The organism is Embleya sp. L77 (assembly GCF_055557415.1).
The window spans coordinates 2,987,755-3,008,799 of record NZ_CM145710.1; the positions used below are offsets into that span (position 1 = coordinate 2,987,755).

The following is a 21,045-nucleotide window of genomic DNA, read 5'->3' on the forward strand; positions in this document are numbered from 1 at the left end:
AAACGCCCGGCGACCGCGAAGCACTCGGCAACCGCGAAGCACTCGGCGACCGGGAAACGCCCGGCCACGGCGTGCCCGGTGCCGCGCACCGCACCCGACTCGGCACCCGGTGCCCATCGGCGGTCTGTCGGCGGCATGGCCGGCAATGCGGATCGTCCCGTCACGGGAAACCTCCTCGGAGTGCGGCTTGCGCCGCTGCGGACGATCACGGTAGGCAGTGGCCGGAAACCGGGGGATCGTCGCCGCGCACGAAGAACGCTCCACGATCCTGTGCGAATCGCCGACGCCGATCCCGGCCGTCTCCGGGATTCTCGGATCGGACGCGAATTCGACCCCGAGCGCACCGCAGGCGGCGTCCGTATCTGCGTCGTGCCGCCCGGTGTGCCCGTCGTGAGGAGGACGTGGTCGAACGGACGACGGCGGCGTCCGCCCGGGGCGCAGCGCGCCGGGACTCCTGCCGTGCAGGTCTGCACACCACCGATGGGGATCTCGGACCCTCGGCCCGAGAGTCTTCAGCCGGAAAAGCCTCCCGGGGAGCGGGCCCCTTCCGGCTGCGCGTAGTAGCCGGCGACGTTGCAGTGCAACGGGCCCCACACGCCCGGCTTGCCGAGTTCGCGAAAGTCGATGTCGACGTCGGCGACGGGTCGACCGCCCGGAACCCGGGCATTGGCCGCGGTGCAGGTGAGTTGGTGGATCGCCTCCACCGGCACTCGGCCGGCGTCGAAGGGCAGCGTGAAGGTGACCCTGCCGTCCCCGGTGTCGACGCCGACCCGGCCGGCCACCTCCGTCAGGGCGGTCGAGAAGCCCTGGCGCCGTTCGGCCTGGGTCGGTCCCTCCAGCAGCAATGCGACCGCCTGGCCGGGGTCGAGGGATGCATCGGTGGGTCGGGACACCGCTTGGACACCGTCGAGGGACACGAAGAACAGGCGGGCCCGGTCGGGGACGGGGAGGGGCGGAACGAGCCTGGGCCCGTGCCGCCCCTCGATCACTGCCGCCCCCTGTTGGCAGGAATGGATGCCGTCGCTGCTCCGCTGCGCCTTGGCGGCGGTGCCGTCGGTGCCCCACAGGGCTGCGGCGTCGAGGTAGCGCACCTTGCCCGGGTGCTTGTCCGCCACGTCCCGGGCCGACTTCGGGGCGGACTTGATCTCGGCCTCGTGCGGCTTGTAGAAGTCGTCGATCTTGAACGGCGGCGCGGACACGATGGCGAGTTCGGCGCCCGTGTCGGTCACCGTCTTGACCAGTCGTTCGTAACTCGCGTGTTGTTCCTCGGGCTTGCCCCAGTCGTAGGTCGTGATCTGGTAGACGACGACGTTCGGCTTGAAGGAGCCGAGTTCCTTCGGCAGCTGTTCCCAGGTGGGTTCGGCCACCTCGCCGATGACACCGCCGCCACCGGCGGCCGCCATCGACTTGAACTCCGTGCCGTTGGCCTTCATGGCCGCTCCGAGTGCCGGGGCCTCGACTTCGCCGATGGAGTCACCCATCCACAGCAGCTTGGCGAGCTTCGCGTTCCCGGTCCCGGCGCCGGACGGTTCCCGGCCGTCGTGAGCTGTGGCGGAGGGCGCGCCGGCCGAGGTCGCGGCCGCGTCGGATCGGCCGTCGCCGGCCGCGCCCTTCTTGTCCGAGTCGTCGCAGGCGGTGAGCCCGAAGACCCCCGTCGCAGTGGCGAGGGCGATTCCCACGGTGAGCCGGACAGTGCGCCGACGGCGGGTGGAGGGGTTGGTCTGGCTGTTCATGTCGTCCAGTAGAGCCCGTGAAATCCCTCCTGAGAGGGGTTGTCATCGTTTCATCGCACGCTGGGAGACGAACAGTCATCCGCCACGAGCCGGCACCGCGGTCGGGAGTGGGCCCGCACATCGAGTGGGCGTGACCCGTTGACAGGTACACCACCGACGCCTAGCGTGCTCCATCACCAGATAGGAAAGTTTCCTAACTATCGAGGTCCAGCGCCAACTTCCCCCGGGTGACCGCCCGTTGCCGGATGTCGCTTGCCGTAAAACCCTTGCAGCGGACCCGCCCGGGCAGCACCACGAGCTGCTGAGCCGCCTTGCGCTCAGTCCCTCTTCGCTGGAGGACACCGTGAGATGCATCAAATCCCGGCCGTCCAGGGCGTTCGGCGCCCTGGTGGCTGCTGCCACCACCGCTTCGCTCTGCGTGGCCCTGCCCGCTGCCCACTCTGCTCCCCTCTCTCGCGCCGCCTCGTACGAGGCCGAGGCCGCCCGAATTGTCAAGGGCAAGGTGGAGTCCAACCACGCCGGCCACACCGGCACCGGCTTCGTGAACTTCGACGCGGTGTCCGACGCGTACGTCGAGTTCACCGTCCAGGCGGAGCAACCGGGAGCCACGAAGCTCGACTTCCGTTACGCCAACGGCACCGCCGACAACCGGCCGTTGGACATCACGGTCAACGGCACCCAGGCCGCCGACGATCTCTCCTTCCCCGGCACCGGCGCCTGGACGACGTGGAAGACGGTCTCCGTCACGACGGCACTGGCCGCGGGCACCAACAAGATCCGCGCCACCACCTCGGGTGTGGACGGCCCCAACCTCGACAGCCTGACCGTCACCCCCCAGGGCCCGGCCGACACCGAGAAGCCGACGGCTCCGAAGAACCTGCGCAAGGACAAGGAGCCGACCACCACCTCCGTGTCCCTCGCCTGGGACGCGGCCAGTGACAACGTGAAGGTCACCGGCTACGACGTCTACCAGCACGGCCAGCTCATGAAGCAGGTCGACGGCTCCACCCTGGCCACCACGGTGACCGGCCTGACGCCCGAGACCAGCTACGACTGGACCGTGTTCGCACGCGATGCGGTCCCGAACGTCTCCGACGCCAGCAACATGGTCACCATCGCCACGCTGCCCGCGCCGCCCGACGGCGAGGCGCCGAGTGTCCCGCAGGCGCTGCACGCCACCGGCAAGACCGCGACCAGCGTCGACCTGGCATGGACGCCGTCCACGGACAACGTGAAGGTCACGGGGTACGACATCTACCGTGACGGCGCCGCCGCGGGTACCTCGGGAACCGCGTCCACGACCGTCGCCGGCCTGAAGGCCGACACGGCGTACCGGTTCAAGGTGCGGGCCTTCGACGCCAAGGGCAACCGGTCGGCGTTCGGCCCGGAGATCAGCGTCACCACCGCCGGTTCCCAGGTGGGCGGCACCCCCGATCCGGGCACCGTGAAAACCCTGGCCACCGGTGTGGATGTCGCCTGGGGCGTGGCGTTCCTGCCGGACGGCTCCGGGATCTACACCGAGCGGAACACCTTCAACGTCTACCGGTTGACCAAGTCCGGCCAGAAGACACAGCTCGGCAAGGTGCCCAACTCCCAGACCACCGGCGGCGAGGGCGGCCTGATGGGTGTGGAGGTTTCCCCGAACTTCGCCACCGACCACTACGTGTACTTCCTGCACACCTCGTCCGACGGCAACCGCATCGCCCGGATGAAGCTGGAGAACAACGCGCTCAGCGGCTACAAGGTGCTGCTCGGTGGCATGGCCAAGAGCCGCTACCACAACGGCGGGCGGCTTCGCTTCGGGCCTGACGGCAAGCTGTACGCCGGCATGGGCGATGCCCAGAACGACTCCCGGGCGCAGGACAAGAACTCCCTCAACGGCAAGATCCTGCGCATCAATCCGGACGGCACGATCCCGTCGGACAACCCGTTCGGCAATGCCGTCTGGTCCATCGGGCACCGCAACCCGCAGGGCCTGGACTTCGACTCCAAGGGACGCCTCTGGCAGGCGGAGTTCGGCGACAACATCATGGACGAGGTCAACCTGATCCAGAAGGGCGGCAACTACGGCTGGCCCAACTGTCAGGGCACCGAAGGTAGTTGCTCCGGATACATCGCGCCGAAGAAGACCTGGCCGGTGTCGTCCGCCTCGCCGAGCGGCCTGACCATCATCAACGACCACGTGTTCGTGGCCACGACTCGGGGTCAGCGCGTCTACCGGCTGCGCATCGACTCCGGCTCCAACCTGGTCGAGCAGAAGTCGTTCTTCGAGGGGACGTACGACCGGCTGCGCACCGTGGAGGTCGATCCCGACGGGGACATCTGGCTCACCACGTCCACGGACAAGGACGGCACGGCGGGCAACGACCGAATCCTGCTGATCGACATCGTCTACTCGGGCGGAGCCCGCCCAGAACGCGGCGAGTTCGAGCCGACCGGCACCGCCTTCGCCGACAACGCCACCGTCTTCGACGAATAGCCCTGCGCCGGGGGCGGTGTGGCGGGCCGGGACGCCGCACCGCTCCGGGCGTGCAGTGCGGGCGGCTGTGCTGCCGGGGCGGCGCGGGGCGGGGCGGCCGTGCTGCCGGGGGGATGCGGCGCGGGGTGGCCGTGCTGCCGGCGCGCGGTGGCCGTGCGCGAGGTGGCGACGCCGCCCGCGGGGCCGACGCCCTTGCGGGGCACCGACATCGAACCGGCGCTCGCCGAACCACCGTTTTGCATATTGCACCGATCCGAACGCACCCCTTGTACACGCGGGACGCAATGGACTAGACCTTTGCTACGCCCGGCCCCGGGCGCCGTGACGCTCAGTCGGAAAGTGGGCCCTCGTGACCGTTCGTCCAGCCGGTCTGCTCGCGGCCGTCACCGCCGCCGTGCTGCTCGCCGCCACCTCCGCCACCACCGCGACTGCCACCCCCGGCAACGGGCCGCACGGTCCGAAGCCGAAAGGCCAGCGGATCGGGTACTTCACCCAGTGGGGCCCCGACAGCTCCGCCAAACGCGTCCAGCAGACCGGCCAGGCCGCCAAACTGACCACGATCAACTACGCCTTCGGCAACGTCTCCGCGGAAGGCACCTGCTTCGAGGCCAACATCGAAGGTCAGGGCTACGCGTACGACGACTACCAGCGGCCGTTCACCGCCGCCGAGTCGGTGGACGGCGTCGCCGACACCCCCCGCCAGAAGCTCAAGGGCCACTTCAACCAACTGCGCAAACTGAAGGCCGGGAACCCGCAGCTCAAGGTGGTCATCTCGCTCGGCGGCTGGACCTGGTCCAAGTACTTCTCCGACGCGGCCGCCACCGAACAGTCGCGCAAGAAGTTCGTCTCCTCCTGCGTCGACCTCTACATCAAGGGCAACGTGCCGCGGCTCGACGGCGCTCCGGAGGGCGGTCCCGGCGCCGCCGAAGGCGTCTTCGACGGGATCGACATCGACTGGGAGTACCCGGGCGGCGGCGGCGCGGAAGGCAACGTCGAACGCCCCGAGGACGGCCGCAACTTCACCCTGCTGATGGCCGAGTTCCGCAGGCAACTCGACGAGTACGCCGCGCAGAAGGCGCAAAGCCGGAGCGAACGCCCCAAGCCCCGGCACTACTTGCTGACCGCCGCCCTCCCGGCCAGTTCCGTGGTTGCCGACCGCCTGGAGATCCCCGAGGTCTCCGCCTCGGTCGACTTCATCAACCTCATGACCTACGACCTCCACGGCGCGTGGGAGACCAAAGGCCCCACCAACCACCACGCCAACCTGTACTCCGACCCCACCGACCCCGACGCCCGCCAACGCAGCGCCGACAAGGCCGTCGACCACTACGCCCGGCTCGGCCTGCCCGCCCGAAAGACCGTCCTGGGCGTCCCGTTCTACGGCCACGGCTGGACCGGCGTCCCGGCCGGCGACCGCAACGGCCTCTACCAAAAGGCCACCGCCACCGCACCGGACCTCACCTACAAGGAACTCGGCGCGCACCCCGGCACCACCCACGTCGACCGAAACCACGGCGCCTCGTGGAAATACGACGGCAACACCTTCTACACCTACGACAACGCCGAAATCCTCGCCACCAAGGCCCGCTACGTCCGCCGGCACGACCTGGCCGGCGTCATGATCTGGGCCCTGGACGGCGACGACATCCGAGGCAGCGGCATCGCCGCCCTGGACCGCGGCCTGCGCCGCTAGCGAGCCGGCACTGCCGGTCGCCGGGCTCGCGGTCCGACGTCGGCTGTGGTGAACGCGATCGAAGGCGCGCCCGATCGGGCGCGCCTTCAGCGGGTTCGCCCGCGAGTTCGGCTTCGTGCCGCTCACGGTCTCCGCGTCGGTCGACGCTCCAGGCCCGGCCGGCGCGGCCACGCTGTCGGACGCCGGGGCCGCCGGCCACCGCGGGGATGTCCGCGGTGCCCGGCGAGAGAATTGGCCGGGGACGGAATCACCACGTTGTGCTCCACACGTAGCCGATGGCCCAGACCACCGATGCGGCGACGATAGCCGTGCCGGTGATCAGCCAGGCGGGCCTGCGGCGGGGTCCGGATGCGAGAGGCCCTGGTTCTGCGGCCGAGAAGCCGGCGAGAAGCGCGGAGAGGGCGGCCGTTGCGCCGACCACGGGCAGGACACCCCGTGCGATGGGGGCGATGGTATCGAAGAAGATCATGGCGTTCGCCGCTTGGAGCGCCAGGCCGATGCCGCCTGTGGCGACCAGCCAACGTCCGGCGGTGCTCCGCGCAAGCAGCAGCACGACGCCGATGGCGAGCACGGCCGCCAGGGTGCCGAAGAGCGTCGTCCGCAACGTCCGTGAGTTGCTCGCCAGCCCACCGGCGTCGAATGCCTGGTTCGTCGCGAGGAGGATGACCGGGGACGTGAGAAGGCATACCAACGCCGTCACGACGATAGCCGTCGTGGCCGCGGAACGTCGCGGAGCGAAACCGGGATTCGTACCCGGACGGTCGGGGGCCGGTCGATGCCGGAGGGGTTCGGGTTCCGGGGTCCGGGCGCCGCCTCGGGTGACGACTTTGGTGCGGGGAGTCGTGCCGGGCACCGTGACGGGTGCGGTGGCGTCGCCTGCCGGCGGTGCGGACTCGGGCGTGGCATGGTCGAGTTGCCTCAGCGCCCGGGCGAGGTCGACGGCGTTCGGGTACCGCTCGTCGGGGTCTTTGCGCAGCAGGGTCAGCAGGAGGTCGTCCCAGACGGACGGGATGCCGGCGGAGACCGAACTGGGTCTGGGCGGTTCCTGGATGAGGTGGGCCGAAAGGTATCCCATGGTGTCGGGGGCCTCGAACGGCAGCCGGCCCGTGATCAGCTCGAAGAGGAGACAGCCCAGGGCGTACAGGTCGCTGCGCGGTTCCGGGAGGCCGCGTGCTTGTTCGGGCGACATGTAGGGGGGTGTGCCCACGATGAAGCCGGTCCGGGTGAGGCGGTCCGCGGTCGCGTAGGGGTCGGCCGCCCTCGCGATGCCGAAGTCGAGGACCTTCACGACGCCGGAGGAGGTGATGAGGACGTTGGAGGGCTTGATGTCACGGTGCAGGATTCCGGCGCCGTGGGCATCGGCGAGTGCGTCACATATCTGCGCGGCCCCCAACCGGCCGCGTCCGCCAGGCCGACAGCGCCCGCGCGCAGGACCGCGTCCAGGCCCTCGCCGCGGACCAGCTCCATCACCAGGAACGGGGCTCGGTCGTGCTGGGGACCGGTCTCGCCGAGGTCGTGGACGGTCACGATGTTGGGATGCTGCAACCGGGCGGTGATTTGTGCCTCGCGCCGAAACCTGGCGCGCGCCTCGTCACCGCGACTTCCGCCACCGGCGAGCAGGGAGATCACCTTGACGGCGACGGGCCGGCCCAGCGTCTCGTCCCGCGCCTCCCACACCTGCCCCATACCGCCCTCGCCGAGCTCCCGCACCAACCGGTAACGGCCCCCGAGCAGTTGGTCTCGCGCCACCAGGCATCCCCTCTCTTTCCGACACGCGGGTCCCTCCCGCCGGCGAACCGGCACGACAGGGATCGCGACGCGACCGCGCAGGCGACATACCGAATACCACGAAATCCCCCGAGCGACAGGGACGTTCACCGGGACGGCCACCCGAATCCGGATCAGTTTGCCATCCCCGGCCGATCCGGTGGGCGCCGTAGGTGGGTGGTTGCTTGGTAGCGAACTCAGCCCAAGCAGTACCGAAAGGCGACCACGGGGCCGGTTCGTGCCGCGGAGGCCCTGCGCGAACGTGCGGACTTCGAACAACGGTGGCAGGCATCCCGGGGTGATTCACTCGGGCGGGGAGAAGGCCACGTACAGGGGCGTCGCAGGGGGGTCGGCGACCTCGGACAGGTGAAGGCCGTCGCGCTGGGGAACAGAAGACGTCGTTCGCCGGCCGAGCGCTCGCCGTCGTGTTCCCTGGTGCAGACGTCGCGGGCGGCATCGGCCGCACACACGCGCCGCGATGGTCCCTGGACGCTTCCGGCGCCACCCGTCCTCAAGTGGGTCCATGATCCGGCGTGCGGTGTGGTCAAGGAGTCAATGGCCGACCACATCGCGAGTTGGCATGTGGCCTCGCCGGGTTCGGACGAGGCGCACGTGGATGTGTGGAAGCGCGATTGCGAATGACCTTCGGTCGGACACGTCACTGGGTACTGTGGGGCGACGAGCCGGTTGACGTCGGGTGGGGGATTCTTCGTGGCTTTTGTGCGTCATCTTTCTGTGCGCGTTCCCTGGCACGACTCGGGGTGGTCGGGGAGCATCTGCTCCGACCCGGCGGCCAACAGCTCGTGCGTCCTGCTCAAGAACATCGGCGAGAAACGCCGGGACGACCTGGAAATGGACCATCGCGGCGCACAGTTCCAGCAACTGCCCGGCGGCCTGCCGCCGTGCGTCGGCGAGAACGGCGGGTTCCTGAGTCCGCGACCGCACACCCTGGTTCGGTCCCACCCCTACGCGCACACCAAGGCGTTGAAGAACGTCCTCGACACTCCCGCGCCCGTACCACCCTGGTCGGTGCACGCGGTGCCGTTCTTCTGGCTCAACCATGACAACCTCGTCACCGAGGTCCTGCCTCAGCAGCCGGTGGACGACTTCCTTCCGCACCGGGAGCAGTGGGTCCGCGAACAACTGAACTATCAGCCGGCGTGGGTGATGCACGGCGACAACCAGAAGGCGGTCATCGAGGCCTTCTTCCAGGACGTCACGCCGCACGAGTCGCTGGTCTTCATCTACGTCAAGCATTCCCCGTTCGATGATCAGCCGCGACGCATGCTCGTCGGCGCGGCCACTGTGGAAACGGTCACCCTTCCCGGGCGTTGGCACACCGACGGGCCCACCGCGTTCCCCAACCACATGTGGGAGACGGTGGTCAGGCACACCCTTCGGCCCGACGGCACCGGCGGCATACTGCTGCCGGTCCGGCACCTCGCCGCCCGGGCCGCCGCCGGCGTCGACGTTTCGCAGGCCCTGGCGAAGGCACCCGAGACGGACCGGGAATTCTCGTACGGTGCCGAACATGTTCCCCCCGACGTCGCGGTGGCCGCACTGCTCGAACTCGAACGCGCAGCCCGAACTGCCGTCGACTTCGGCGGCTCGGTCCCGGAGGCGTCGCTGCGATGGCTCGACGAGCAACTGGCCCGAGCCTGGAAGCGCCGTGGTCCGACCCCCGGTCTGCCGGCCGTGCTCTCCCGCCTCGGTTTTCCGCACCCGACCTTCGCCGCGAGGACTTTGGGATCCACCGTCGCCGAGGGCGAGGACCCGTGGCCGTTGCTGGTCGCCGCACTGGAGGGCGGGAACGCTCCGCAGCCGGTGCTCGACCTGGTAACCGGGACCCGCCGCACGATCTGGGCCGGGCAGTCCCAGGACACCAAGGACGCACTGCGCCTGCTGAGCCGCTTCGACCTGACCGCCGCCGCCGTGGACCGGGTCCTCGACAGTGCAACCAGCACCGCGATCACGCCCGACGAACTCCGGCAGAATCCGTACTACTTGGTCACCTGCACCGTGGACGACGCAGTCCCCGTCGAATTCGAGACGGTGGACCGCGGCTGCTTCCCCGATCACCAGCTCGCCGAGCGGCATCCGCTTCCGGTGCCGAGGGAGTACGCCTTCGACGACCCGCAGGACGTGCGGCGCGTCGAGGCGGCGATCGTCACGGCGCTGTACCGGGCACAGGCCGAGGGACACACCCTGCTGACGGTCGACCAGACGCTGGAACGGCTCGCTCTACCGGCCGTCGCCCAACCGCTTTCGGTGAGCGCCACCGTGCTCGGCGGACTGGGGTTGGCCCCGGAGATGCTCCCGGATCCCACGCAGCAGTGGACGATTGCGACGTCGACGCGGCTTGCCGACGGATCCTGCGCCTACAAGCTCGCCTCGGCCTTCTTCCGCCGCGACGAGATCCGCGGCCACATCGAGAGACTCCGCGCACAGCCCAGGCACAGCGCCCCCGCCGGCCTCGCCCAAACGCTCGAGGACGTCCTGGGCGGCCAGAGCGACCTCGCGAGCGACCCGGCGGAGAAGCGTGCACGCACCGAGAAGGCCGCCGCGCTGACGGAGCTGTACGAAGGACGGCTGACCATCCTCAACGGCCCTGCGGGAACCGGCAAGACCACGCTCGTCAGGGCCCTTGCCGTCAGACAGGAAATCATCTCGTCGGGGCTGCTGCTCCTTGCGCCCACCGGCAAGGCACGGGTGCAGTTGGAGAGCAAGGTCGGCGCGCCGGCGATGACGTTGGCCCAGTTCCTCAGCAAGTCCGGGCGCTACGACGGCGAATACGGGCGCTACCTGAGCACCCACGATGCGGCGAGCCGACAGAGGTACGGGACGGTCGTCGTCGACGAAGCGTCCATGCTCACCGAGGACATGCTGGCCGCGCTCCTGGACGGGCTGGTGCCGCCCCAGCGGCTGATCCTCGTCGGCGATCCCCGTCAACTACCGCCGATCGGGGCGGGCCGGCCGTTCGTCGACCTCGAAAACGACGCACGGTCGGGCCATGCCGGGAGTTGGCCGCGTATCGCACCGGGGTGGGCCGAGTTGACCGTGCTGCGACGGCAGCGCGAAGTCGGCCGCGTGCGCGACGATCTGTTGCTCGCGCGCTGGTTCAGCGGCGACGAGATCGCGGAAGGCGCCGACGAGGTCTGGGAGCGTCTGCGGCGCGGCGAGCCGATGGAAACGCTCCGCGCGGTGGCCTGGCAGGGACGTTCGGCGACGCGGGTTCTCGACGACGTGTTGCGCGAGGAATTCGGCGTCGAGGACGACGGCGGCCTGAGCTTCGCACGCAGCTACGGCGCCACCATCGAACCCGCGGCGAACGGGAAGACCTATCCCAAGTTCTTCGACGCCGCCGGCAAGTGCGAGGAGTGGCAGGCCCTCTCGCCGGTGCGCGGACGCACGCACGGCACCGTGGAGCTGAACCGGCACCTGAAGCAGCGACACCGGCGGGCGGCACTGGAACAGGCCACGGCACCGCATGGAGGGCGCAAGGTCCCGGGCCCACTGGGACCGGAGCAGATCGTGGTCGGCGACAAGGTGGTGAACACTCGGAACGGCAGGCGCAAATCCTGGAGCCGACAGACCACCGAGACGCGGGGATACGTCGCCAACGGCGAGCTGGGCGTGGTCATCGGGCAGATCAAGTCCGCGAAGATGAAGACGGCGCCCAGGGACACCCAGATCGAGTTCTCGTCGCAGCTCGGTAAGCGTTACACCTACCGAGGCGGTGGCGGTGATGACGAAGCCCCACTGGAACTGGCCTGGGCGATGACCGTACACAAGAGCCAGGGCAGCGAGTTCGGCGTGGTCGTCCTGATGATCCCGGCCACGGTGAAGAGCCTGTCCCGGGAGCTCCTGTACACCGCGCTCACCCGCCAGAGCCGCAGGGTGGTGATCTGCCACGAGGGACCCCTCGAGGATCTGCAGGAGCTGACCCGCGCCACCGGATCGGACAGCGCCCGGCGCATGACGGACCTCTGCGCGGAACCCCAACCCAAAACCGTCGTCGCGGCGGCAGGAGTACACGTCGGCCCGCTGGACGGACGCCTGGTGCACATCACCGGCAACGGAGTGATGGTACGGAGCAAGAACGAGGTCATCGTGGCGAGCATTCTCGACGACCTCCTGCCCGGTCAGTGGGCATACGAGCAGCCGCTGGTCGGAAACGACGGCATGCGCAGGCTCCCGGACTTCACCATCCACGGTCCGGACGGGCGCAGCGTCTACTGGGAACACCTGGGCATGCTGGACGATCCGTCCTACGCCGCCGGTTGGGAACGCAAGAAGCAGTGGTACGCGGCGCAGGGCATCCTGCCGCACACCCAGGGCGGGGGAGCGGCGGGCACGTTGATGTGGACGAGCGACCAGGGCGGTGTGAACGTGCCGGCGTGGCGTGAGCTGGCCACCACAGTCATCGGCAAGGGAGCCGTCGCGGCTCCCAAGGCAGCCGCGAAGAAGGCGGCGGCGAAACCAGGCAGGCCGTTTGTGGGTGGAGGAGGCGGATAGCGGTAGCCCGGCGAGCGACTTCTGATCGAGCGGACCGACGTCATCTGCGCACGCCGACGATGCCTGGCGGTCTCGGCTACGCCGCGCCCGTCGGTGACGCCGGACGCTCCACCGGTGAGCGCACCACCGAGCCGGCAGGTCCACTCGCGCAGATGGTCTCCGGCGTCGTGAGCGTCCCCGAAGTGCGCTGCGGGTTCTGGGAGTTCGTCGCGCAATGTCACGCGCGATCCGGGCGGCCCGGTACGCCGTCGGCGAGGTCCGCCGCTCGGCGTCCGGCGAGCGTCGGCCCCTGCGGCGCTCCGTCGGGAAGCTCCGGCGCGTGGTCGACACCCGCGAGCACCGACCGGCGGACGGCTGGGACATCCCGATAGCCCTGGCAGCCACCGGCGGCACACCCGCCCCCGGGCCCGGATTCTTCTTCGAACCGACCGTGGTGACCGGCGTACGCCAGGACGACGCCATCGTGCAGGACGAGGTGTTCGGCCCGGTTTTCACCGTCCAGCCCTTCACCGACGAAGACGACGCGATCCGGCCGGCCAACGACGTGCCTTTCGCTCTGGCGGCATCCGTGTGGAACCGCGGCGCGGCGACAGGCGAGCGCCTGGCCCGGCGCATCGACGCGGGCACCGTGTGGATCAACTGCCACGGCGTGTATGCGACCGAGATGCCACATGGTGGCTTCAAGCACTCCGGGTACGGAAAGGACCTGTCGGTCTGGAAGCTGCGCGACGCCTGCCCGGCTGATGCGCGACGCCCACCCGGGTGATGCGGTTCCGTCAGGGCATCGGCATCTTCCGGGTCGCCGCCGCGCGGTGCAGTTCCTCTCGCAACCGACCCACCAGTGCAGGCCGGGTGCCTTGAGGGGCGAGAAACCGGACGCTGCGAGAGCCCAGGAGCTGCACGGCAGGGCGGGCGACGACGTCGTACCCCGCCTCCAAAGCGAGTTCGAGTACGAGCGCGACGGCGGCGCCGGCTGCGACGAAAGCGGTGGACCACACCGTAATCGTCGGTCCTGAGCACGGTCCGGGGTCGGAACCCCAGGGACTGGCACGTCGCGAAAAGAGTCTGGTCGCTGGGCCGTACGAGCCGCGAGAAAGTGGTTGCCGAATCGAGGTGTGGGCTCGCTGGGTGGGCGGGGAAGGCGGCGAGTCTGGTCGCTGGGTCGTCTACAAGGATTCGATACCGCCCTCTGCCCTCTGCCATCTGCCGGTCGTGATCACACCGAGGCTGACCTCGGTACAAGGAGAACATCCCTTATTCCGACTTGACTTCCTTGCGAGTCGGCAGATTTATGTGTCGAATCGCGGTAGGATTACAAGTGTCGATGTCAGTGTGCGAAGGGTCGGGCGGATGAGCGAGACGGCGCAGGCGCCGGACGAGGACGCCTCGGGCCGGAGTGCGCGCGGTGCGGTCGGTCCGGGTGTGGGGTTCGGGGTGGAGGAGGTCCGCAGGCAGTGGGCTCGGGTGGTGGCCGACGCCGCGGACGGCGCCCCGGTGGTGATCCACGCTCCGCACGGCGTGCGTGCGGTGTTGGGCCCGCCGACGCCGGAGGTGTTGGCCGCCCAGGGGGAGTTGCCCGCGTTCACGATGACCGCGGCCCGGCAGGGCCTGGGCAATCTGGTGCGCGCGGCCGCGGCGGGTACCCCGCAACTGGTGCTGCGCTACCGCCGCGTCTATGCCCAGATCACCCACACCGCCACCACACCACCCACCCCCACCGGCGGCGGCCCCGCCGCGCCGGCGAAACGGGCGATGCCCGGACCGGACGCCCACGACGCCGCGCCCCTGTCGCCCACCGCGCCGGTTACTCCCACCGTGTCTTCCGGGGCGGGTCGCCGTGTGGCGGGGTTCGCAACGGCGTTGGGGGAGGCGACCACCGCGCGCCGACGCGCGGTCTCGTTCGGCCCCACCGCCCTGGACGAGGCTTTGGGCGGCGGCGCGTTGCCCGGCCGCCTGGTGGTGGTGGTCGGCGCGCCCGGCGCCGGCGCCGGGTTGTTGGCGGCGGGCGCGGTGTTGTCCGCGACCCTGGCCCCGGCCGACGACCCCGACGCGCCGAATGCGGTGCTCTCGTGCACGCCCGGCCGCCCCCGCGCGGACATCGCCGCGCGGTTGACGGCCGCCGCCGCCGGGGTGGACCACCGGCGGTTGCGCGCGGGCACCCTCACCGAGACCGAACGCCTCGCCGCCGACGCGGCCTCGGCCCGCCTGGCCGCCGGGGGACTGCTCCTGGACGACGGCGCGGACCTGACCCTGGACCTGCTGCGGGAGACCGCGACGGACATCGCGGGCCTGCGCCTGGTTGCGGTGGATCCGCTGAACCACCTCATCGGCGCGGCCGGCCTTGCCGGCCTCGATGTCCGACAGGGTGTGGCGGCGTTGCGCCGGTTGGCGGTGGATCTGGATGTTCCCGTGGTGGCCGTGTGGGAGACGGGTGCGGGTGAACTTCCCGAGATCGGCACGGCGTTGGCCGAGGCGGACACCGTGATCCATCTGACCCGCGAAGGCGAGCAGGCGTTCGCGATCGTCGCCGAACGCGACCTGGGCCCGGTCGCGCAGGCGGCCCTGCATGCCGACCTGGCCCACGTCCGCTTCACCGACCCCCTGCCGGCCTCGACCGCCTCTGCCGAGACCGCCTCAGCCGAGACCGGCCCGGCCGGCGCGGCCCCGGCCGACACCGCCGACGCCGCCGGAGCCCCGGCCCCCGCTCCTCGCGAACGAGCCGAGGGCCGACAGGACGGGCCCGCGGCCGGCGCACCGGCGACCGCACCCCGCACGCCGACCGCGCCCGGGCGCGGGGCCGCCCGCTCCGCGTCGACCGCGTCGAAAGCCCCGGCCGCGACGAAGACGGCGCGCAGGGTCGTGGTGGACACCGACGAGGATCCGCTGCCCGGGGCGATCGCCGACGCGGTCGCGGAGGAACTGGCCGCGGCCGAGGGCGACATGCAGGCCGCGAGCGAGGCCCTGGCCCGGCGGGCGATCCCGGACGTGATGGAGCTCCTGCGGCTGTCGCGGGCCGGGTCCCGGTACGAGCACACGTGGTATCCGCCGTTGCCGGAGTTGCTGCGCAAGCGCAGCAAGGAGGAGTCGGACGCGGTCTGGGAGGCCCGCCCCAAATGGCGCAACAGGCACCTGCCCCCGGGCGAGCACGAGGTCACCGCGCTGGACATGAACGCCGCGTACCTGTCCGCGCTCAAGGCCCACCTGCCGATCGGCCCCCTCGAACACCGCGCCGACCCCGACCTGGACGACTTCGACGGACCGCGCGGCCGCAAACGCCGCCGCGCCGGCATCTACCTCGTCGAACCCCCGGCCTGGGACCACGACGACCTCCCGAACCCGCTCGGCGACCGCGACGAGCCCGGCCCGCTGTGGATCACCGACCCCACCCTGCGCCTCCTGCTGCGCTGCGCCTCGCCCGCCTACGGCACCCTGTGCGAGGAACCACAGATCCTGGAGTCGTGGACGGCGGTGGCGACGGAGAACCTCCTGGAGCGGCTGCGCACGGCATTGCGCGACGCCCGCGACGCGGCGATCGCCGAGGGCGACGACGTGACATTGGACTATGTGAAACAGATGTACGCCAAACTCGTCTCCACGATGGGTGGTTCGAACTACAACCGGGAGATCAACCGCCCCGACTGGATGCACATCATCCGCTCCCAGGCGTTCTCCAACCTGTGGGTCAAGGCGTTCAAGGCCCACCAGGGCGGCCTTGCCGTGGTGCGCGTGATGGGCACCGACGAACTCCACCTCACCGGAGGCGACTGGCGCACGATCTTCACCGAGGGACGCGGCGTCGGCGACGTCAAGATCAAGGACACGTACACCCTCCAGACCAAGGACAAGAGCTGATGCCCCCCAGCACCGACCCCGCCGACCCCACCACCGCGTCGCCCGAGAGGACCTGACACCGCATGCCGTACCGCTCCCTGGAGCCCGGCAAATACGGAATGCGCGGCACCCGCGCCTCCGCCCTGGCCGCGCAGCGCCTGGACGAACTCGCCGACGGCATCACCTCACCCGTCGACACCGAACGCGGCCTCGCCGCCCGCCTGCGCTACCTCACCGCCTCCACCGCCGGCTACACCGCCATGGACACCGCCGGCATCACCGTCACCCCGCGCACCCTCGCCGCCTGGCTCGCCGAGGAGCAAATCCCCAACCGCGCCAACCTGCGCCGGATCGAGACCGCCTACCGCGACCTGCGCCGGCGCAACGTGGCCCGGTCGCTGACCCGCCGCCTGAACAACAACGGCCGCGGCACCCGCGTCGAACTGCACCCGCACGACCAGTCCGGCGTACGCGAGCCGCACCGCCGCGCGGGTGTGGCCGGGCACCGCAGCGTCAACGTCCGCCGCTGGGACGCGATCGTGCGCGCCTGGGCGGCCGGCGACGAACGAACGCTGGACGACCTGTGGACCGACGAGGTCCTGGCCGATCTCGGCTCGGACTGGGGTGGTTTCGAGTTCGCGTCCGGAGTCGGATTCGCAGCCTAGAGGTTGGTCGGGTCTCGCGCCGCGTGTCGGAATCTCGCGCTGGATGTCGGATCGCTGTCGGATCCGACATCGCCGTGAGACACCTGTCCCGTCTCATCTGATCTGGTCCCCATCCCAGACGATCCGGCTCGATCCGCTCGATGTCCCAGCTGTTCAGGCCCCCTGTTCTGCCGGCCACAAGAACGATCCCGTACGCGAGGCCACTTCGGACGCGATGATTCCCCTGGGAACGATGTTGCGAATGGTGACAACCACCACAACGGCGTGTCCTCCATGGACGATTCACCATTAGTCAGAGCATGATCGCGATCCCCGGTACCCGAAGCGCCTCCGCCGACGCCCCAGGCGCGGCCACCGACCCGGCAGCCACCGAGCTGCGCGCCCTACTCTTCGGCGCCGATCGAGAAAGGGTCCACGGGACTTGGAGGGAGTTGGCCGCCGATCCGTGCATGCACCGCCGGCACGACACACGGACGACCGACCAACTCCTCGCGTCCTACCAGCGGCTACGGCGGGTGAACCAGCTGACCGACGCCGCCGAACTGGCCACCGACCCCTACCGCCTGACCGCACTGCACGAATGGACCAGCCCGCTGGACGGCGCGCTCACCGTCCTGGCGGGCATCCACTACAACCTCTTCCTCGGCAGCCTCCTCGACCACGATCCCCAGGACAAGCGGCCGTTGACCGAGTACACCGCCATGGAGCGCATCGGTACGTTCCTGTGCACCGAACTGGGCCACGGCAACGACGCCACCGCTTTGGAGACCACCGCCACCTACGACCGGACCGACCGCACCTTCACGCTCCACACCCCCCACGCCGGCGCGCAGAAGTTCATGCCCAACACCAGCACGACCGGCGGCCCGAAGTCGGCCGTCGTCGCGGCCCGACTGCTGACCGAGGGCCGCGATCACGGGATCTTCCTCTTCCTCACCCCCCTCACCGACCACACCGGCCCCCTGCCCGGCGTCACCGTGCGCCCGCTCCCGCTACGCCCCGGCAGCCCGGTGGACCACTGCCTGACCTCCTTCGACCAGGTCCTGCTGCCCCGCGAGGCGCTGCTGACCGGCGAGCACGGCCGGCTCGACGACGACGGCACCTTCACCAGTGCGCTCGGCAGCAAGCGGAAGCGGTTCCTCACCAGCATCGGCCGGGTCACCCTCGGCAAGCTCTGCATGGGTGCCAGTGCCATCGGCACCACCCGGGCCGCTCTGGCGATCGCCATCCGCTACGCACACCACCGCCAGGTGACCGGCGCCCGCCCGGACCGCAAGGTACCGATCTGGGCCCACCGCACCCACCACGGCCCGCTGCTGGAATGCCTCGCCACCGCCTACGCCATGACGGCACTGCACCGGGCCACGGTGACGACGTGGGCCGAGCACGACCGCGCCGACCCGACGGCCACCACCATCGCCGAACGCGAGGTGGCCATCGCCAAGGGCTGGATCACCTGGCAGGCACGCGAACTGCTGACCGAGTGCCGTGAACGCTGCGGCGCCCAGGGACTCCTCCCCGCCAACGGGATCGTCTCAGCCACCATCGACGTCGAGGGCACGATCACGGCCGAGGGCGACAACCTCGCCCTGTGGGCCAAAACGGCTGCCGAACTGCTGCTCGCCCAGGACACCTTGCCGACCGCCGCGCCCGGCGGCGAGTCGACCGACCCCGCAGTTCGGCAGGCACTGCTGCTCGCGGCGGAACGGCTGCTCCTCTCCCGGGCTCGCGTCCGCCTACGCCAGGCACCGGCCGGTGACAGCCTGCGCCGGTGGAACGCGGCCGCCCCCGCCGCCCTGGCCGCCGTCACCGCCCACGCCGAGCACCGCGCCGCCACCGCCCTACTGGCCATGGCCGAGGCCGCCGCCGACCCGCGAGCCCGCGCCGTACTGCTCGACCTGCACCAGCTCTTCACCCTGCGGCGCATCGACTCCCACAGTGGCCCGCTGCACAGCGAGCAGCACCTGACAGCCCGCCACATCAGCGAACTGCCCGACCTGATCGAGGAGAGCATCGGTCGACTCGCCGACCACGCCACCACGCTGATCGACGCCTTCGACCTGCCGAAGCGGTTCTTCGCCGCCCGCCCCATCGCCAACCCCGACTACCAGGACACCTTCAACGACCCCGCCGCCCACTGGAACCTCACCGGCCACGCCTGACAAGGGCCTCGCCGCCGGCCTCTCCGACGTCCACGGGGCCGGACCCCATCCTCGGTTCACCGACACGGAACCGAGATTCCGAACGTCCGATACGACGGGAGACAGCGGACGGACTCGCGGGTCACGGGACCGACATCCGACACGAGCCGGGAGACCCTACAAGGTTGTTGCGGGGTCTCGAATCCGGCTCCGCTGGTACGGATCCCGCCGGTGCCCGTGCCGGTGCCGTGGCGGCTCACCTGCCCGCTTGGGTGCCGACGTACCGAATCAACGCTTTTTGTCCCGTGGGGAGTTGATTCGCTGTCAGAATTGTCGGGTGCCGTCGCCCGCCGCGACCTTGTCTCGTCGTGGCGTCGAGCGCGGCGGGGGATTGGGGGGTGCGGCAATGACAGAGCACACGATCGGTGGGGCAGGCGATGCTCCGCCCGAGCGGCCCGCGAACGAGGACGAACTGAAGCCCGCACTGCATTCGGTGCTGCGGGCCCAGGCGAACGGCGCGATGCAGAAGTGGAAGGACAACGCCAACCAGCAGGTCGACGCACAGCTCGCGCACATCGCCGACCCGACGCGCCGGGCACTGTGGAAGGCCCAGATGGTCGCGCTCATCGACCACTTGGCGAAGGGGATGTTCGACGACTTGAAGGTCCACTTCGACGATTCCGTAAAGGACGCCCTCGCGGAACTGTTGTCGGTCCGGCACGAGGACATCATGTGCGCCGACGTCACCGGCGCACGGCTCAGGACCGCCATCAAGGATCGGCTCGGAGCGTTCACCTGGTCCACCAAGTTGATGAACGAGCTTCTGGCCGCGCTGCCGAGCGCGGATGCCAAGTTGACGGCGTTCGCCCAGCGCTCGACCACCGTCGAACTGCACCGTACGACCGCACTGGCCTCGTATACCGCGGCGTTCGACGAACTCGCCGCGACCGTTGCCGATGCGGACGCCGCCGTGCACCGCATCGGTTCGTTCCAGCTCACCGCGATTCTCGAACCGCTCACCGTTCCGCTGGTCAAGCACCGCAACGTCGCCATGCCCCTGCTTCAGGTCACCCCGGTCCGACTCGGAGAGCAGATCGACGTGCAACTCGGCACGTCCCACACGCTTTCCGAGGACCAGCAGAAGCAGCAGATCACCAACGTGTGCTCCGCGCCGATCGGCGCGGTCGTCACGGCGAACCTGAATCTGTGCGGCAGCGTGAGCCTGGTACGCCCCGAGGTCGTCGACCGGTTCACGTGCCTGTCCGGGATGGGCACGCCCGCGCTGAAGACATGCACGTCGATGGTCGCGTTCTACGGCAAGCCGTGGCTGGTGTGCATGGCAGGTTTGGAGCCGGAGGAGATCGCGCAGGTCCTCGTGCACTGCCAGAACGCTACGATCCTCGCCGCGCTCAAGAAGCGAATGCCGGCGAAGTCGACCACGCTCGAACTGTCCAAGGCGGTCAACGTGCTCGCGTGGCGCGGCGTCGAATGGGATGTCGTGTGCGCCACGATCCACAAGCTCGGCTACGTGGAGATCCAGTGTCCCGGCGGAGTCACCGCGCTGACCTGGATCCCCATCCACGAGTCGTGGGTTCCGCGGGCCTTTTGCACGGCGAGCATGGAGACCGACCTGGCCTGCCTGAAACACATGAAGGAGGAGACCGGGAAGGCGCCCTCGGGGGTCAAGCTCACGAGGTACTTCGCCGAACTGGTGACCGCCTGCGTCGAGGCCTGCGCGCAGTGGCGCCACGCGGGCCGCCCCGCGGATTTCAAGGTGGTGGTACAGCCGGAGCACGGAGTGGCCGTCTGGACCATCCGCGTCCGCAACCTGTACGGGAAGCCCCAGGTGTTCCACGTCGACAGCGGGTATGCGCAATCCCCGTGGGTGAAGCAGCCGAACTGACCGGTCCCCGAAGGCCGGTGCGAACACGCCACACGCTGATGCGCACCGGCCTTCGACCGATGGTTCCCGCCCCGGAGGCCCTGGCCGGTGCTCGCGTCCCGGCGGGCCACGCCGATCACGCGGCGCGTCTGCCGGGTGTGCCGCCGCGGCAGCCCGTCGCTGTGGACGCCGGCCGGACATTTCGCCGATGTGCCCGGCCTGACGGTGGTCACCAAACCGGCCGGGGCCGCACCGCCGGGGCGGCATCCGATGGCCTCCCCTGCGGCCGTTCGCGGGGCGACGTGTCCAAGACCTGCGGGGACCGACGCCGGCCATGGC

The 21,045-nt window shown here is 70.1% G+C and carries 11 protein-coding genes; 8 read left to right on the top strand and 3 right to left on the bottom strand.

Annotation, left to right across the window (positions count from 1 at the left end; genetic code table 11):
* Positions 1–512: 512 nt before the first annotated feature.
* On the bottom strand, positions 513–1,733 hold the full coding sequence (locus ACZOOI_RS42545; protein ID WP_465282179.1) for a hypothetical protein: 1,221 nt from the start codon (positions 1,731–1,733) through the stop codon (positions 513–515).
* Between the two features lie 343 nt (positions 1,734–2,076).
* Here ACZOOI_RS42545 and ACZOOI_RS42550 point away from each other — a divergent pair, with 343 nt between their 5' ends.
* Both ACZOOI_RS42550 and ACZOOI_RS42555 read left to right on the top strand, forming a co-directional pair.
* Positions 2,077–4,212, top strand: coding sequence for a PQQ-dependent sugar dehydrogenase (locus tag ACZOOI_RS42550; protein ID WP_465282180.1), 2,136 nt, complete (start codon positions 2,077–2,079; stop codon positions 4,210–4,212).
* A 349-nt stretch (positions 4,213–4,561) separates the two neighbouring features.
* Positions 4,562–5,905: a glycoside hydrolase family 18 protein gene (locus ACZOOI_RS42555; RefSeq protein WP_465282181.1), complete on the top strand. Its 1,344-nt coding sequence runs from the start codon at positions 4,562–4,564 to the stop codon at positions 5,903–5,905.
* Positions 5,906–6,152: 247 nt separating this feature from the next.
* Here ACZOOI_RS42555 and ACZOOI_RS42560 read toward each other — a convergent pair whose 3' ends face one another.
* Together ACZOOI_RS42560 and ACZOOI_RS42565 are read right to left on the bottom strand one after the other, a co-directional pair.
* On the bottom strand, positions 6,153–7,298 hold the full coding sequence (locus ACZOOI_RS42560) for a protein kinase domain-containing protein (RefSeq protein WP_465282182.1): 1,146 nt from the start codon (positions 7,296–7,298) through the stop codon (positions 6,153–6,155).
* Positions 7,190–7,654, bottom strand: a complete 465-nt coding sequence (locus tag ACZOOI_RS42565) for a protein kinase domain-containing protein (protein WP_465282183.1) — start codon at positions 7,652–7,654, stop codon at positions 7,190–7,192. The genes ACZOOI_RS42560 and ACZOOI_RS42565 overlap by 109 nt, the downstream gene beginning before the upstream one ends.
* A 753-nt stretch (positions 7,655–8,407) precedes the next feature.
* On the opposite strand from ACZOOI_RS42565, the gene ACZOOI_RS42570 reads away from it, so the two are divergent.
* The 6 genes from ACZOOI_RS42570 to ACZOOI_RS42595 all read left to right on the top strand — a co-directional run bounded on the left by ACZOOI_RS42570 (position 8,408) and on the right by ACZOOI_RS42595 (position 20,727).
* Entirely contained in the window at positions 8,408–12,187 is a 3,780-nt protein-coding gene (locus ACZOOI_RS42570) for an AAA family ATPase (protein ID WP_465282184.1), read from the top strand.
* Positions 12,188–12,401: 214 nt separating this feature from the next.
* Entirely contained in the window at positions 12,402–12,953 is a 552-nt protein-coding gene (locus ACZOOI_RS42575; RefSeq protein WP_465282185.1) for an aldehyde dehydrogenase family protein, read from the top strand.
* A 584-nt stretch (positions 12,954–13,537) separates the two neighbouring features.
* Complete coding sequence (locus ACZOOI_RS42580; protein ID WP_465282186.1) at positions 13,538–16,039, top strand: DnaB-like helicase C-terminal domain-containing protein; 2,502 nt, start codon at positions 13,538–13,540, stop codon at positions 16,037–16,039.
* 62 nt (positions 16,040–16,101) lie between these two features.
* The gene (locus ACZOOI_RS42585; protein WP_465282187.1) at positions 16,102–16,683 is read left to right on the top strand and encodes a transcriptional regulator; all 582 of its coding nucleotides are present in this window, start codon (positions 16,102–16,104) and stop codon (positions 16,681–16,683) included.
* A 299-nt stretch (positions 16,684–16,982) separates the two neighbouring features.
* Positions 16,983–18,845, top strand: coding sequence for an acyl-CoA dehydrogenase family protein (locus ACZOOI_RS42590; RefSeq protein WP_465282188.1), 1,863 nt, complete (start codon positions 16,983–16,985; stop codon positions 18,843–18,845).
* A gap of 385 nt (positions 18,846–19,230) precedes the next feature.
* Positions 19,231–20,727, top strand: coding sequence for a hypothetical protein (locus ACZOOI_RS42595; protein ID WP_465282189.1), 1,497 nt, complete (start codon positions 19,231–19,233; stop codon positions 20,725–20,727).
* Positions 20,728–21,045: the final 318 nt, after the last annotated feature.

What these genes read in the sequence shown, in the direction of transcription:
- ACZOOI_RS42595 (WP_465282189.1), top strand. Translation starts at nt 19,231, where the DNA reads ATGACAGAGCACACGATCGGTGGGGCAGGCGATGCTCCGCCCGAGCGG.
- ACZOOI_RS42575 (WP_465282185.1), top strand. Translation starts at nt 12,402, where the DNA reads ATGTCACGCGCGATCCGGGCGGCCCGGTACGCCGTCGGCGAGGTCCGC.
- ACZOOI_RS42585 (WP_465282187.1), top strand. Translation starts at nt 16,102, where the DNA reads ATGCCGTACCGCTCCCTGGAGCCCGGCAAATACGGAATGCGCGGCACC.
- ACZOOI_RS42545 (WP_465282179.1), bottom strand. Translation starts at nt 1,733, where the DNA reads ATGAACAGCCAGACCAACCCCTCCACCCGCCGTCGGCGCACTGTCCGG.
- ACZOOI_RS42590 (WP_465282188.1), top strand. Translation starts at nt 16,983, where the DNA reads ATGATCGCGATCCCCGGTACCCGAAGCGCCTCCGCCGACGCCCCAGGC.
- ACZOOI_RS42580 (WP_465282186.1), top strand. Translation starts at nt 13,538, where the DNA reads ATGAGCGAGACGGCGCAGGCGCCGGACGAGGACGCCTCGGGCCGGAGT.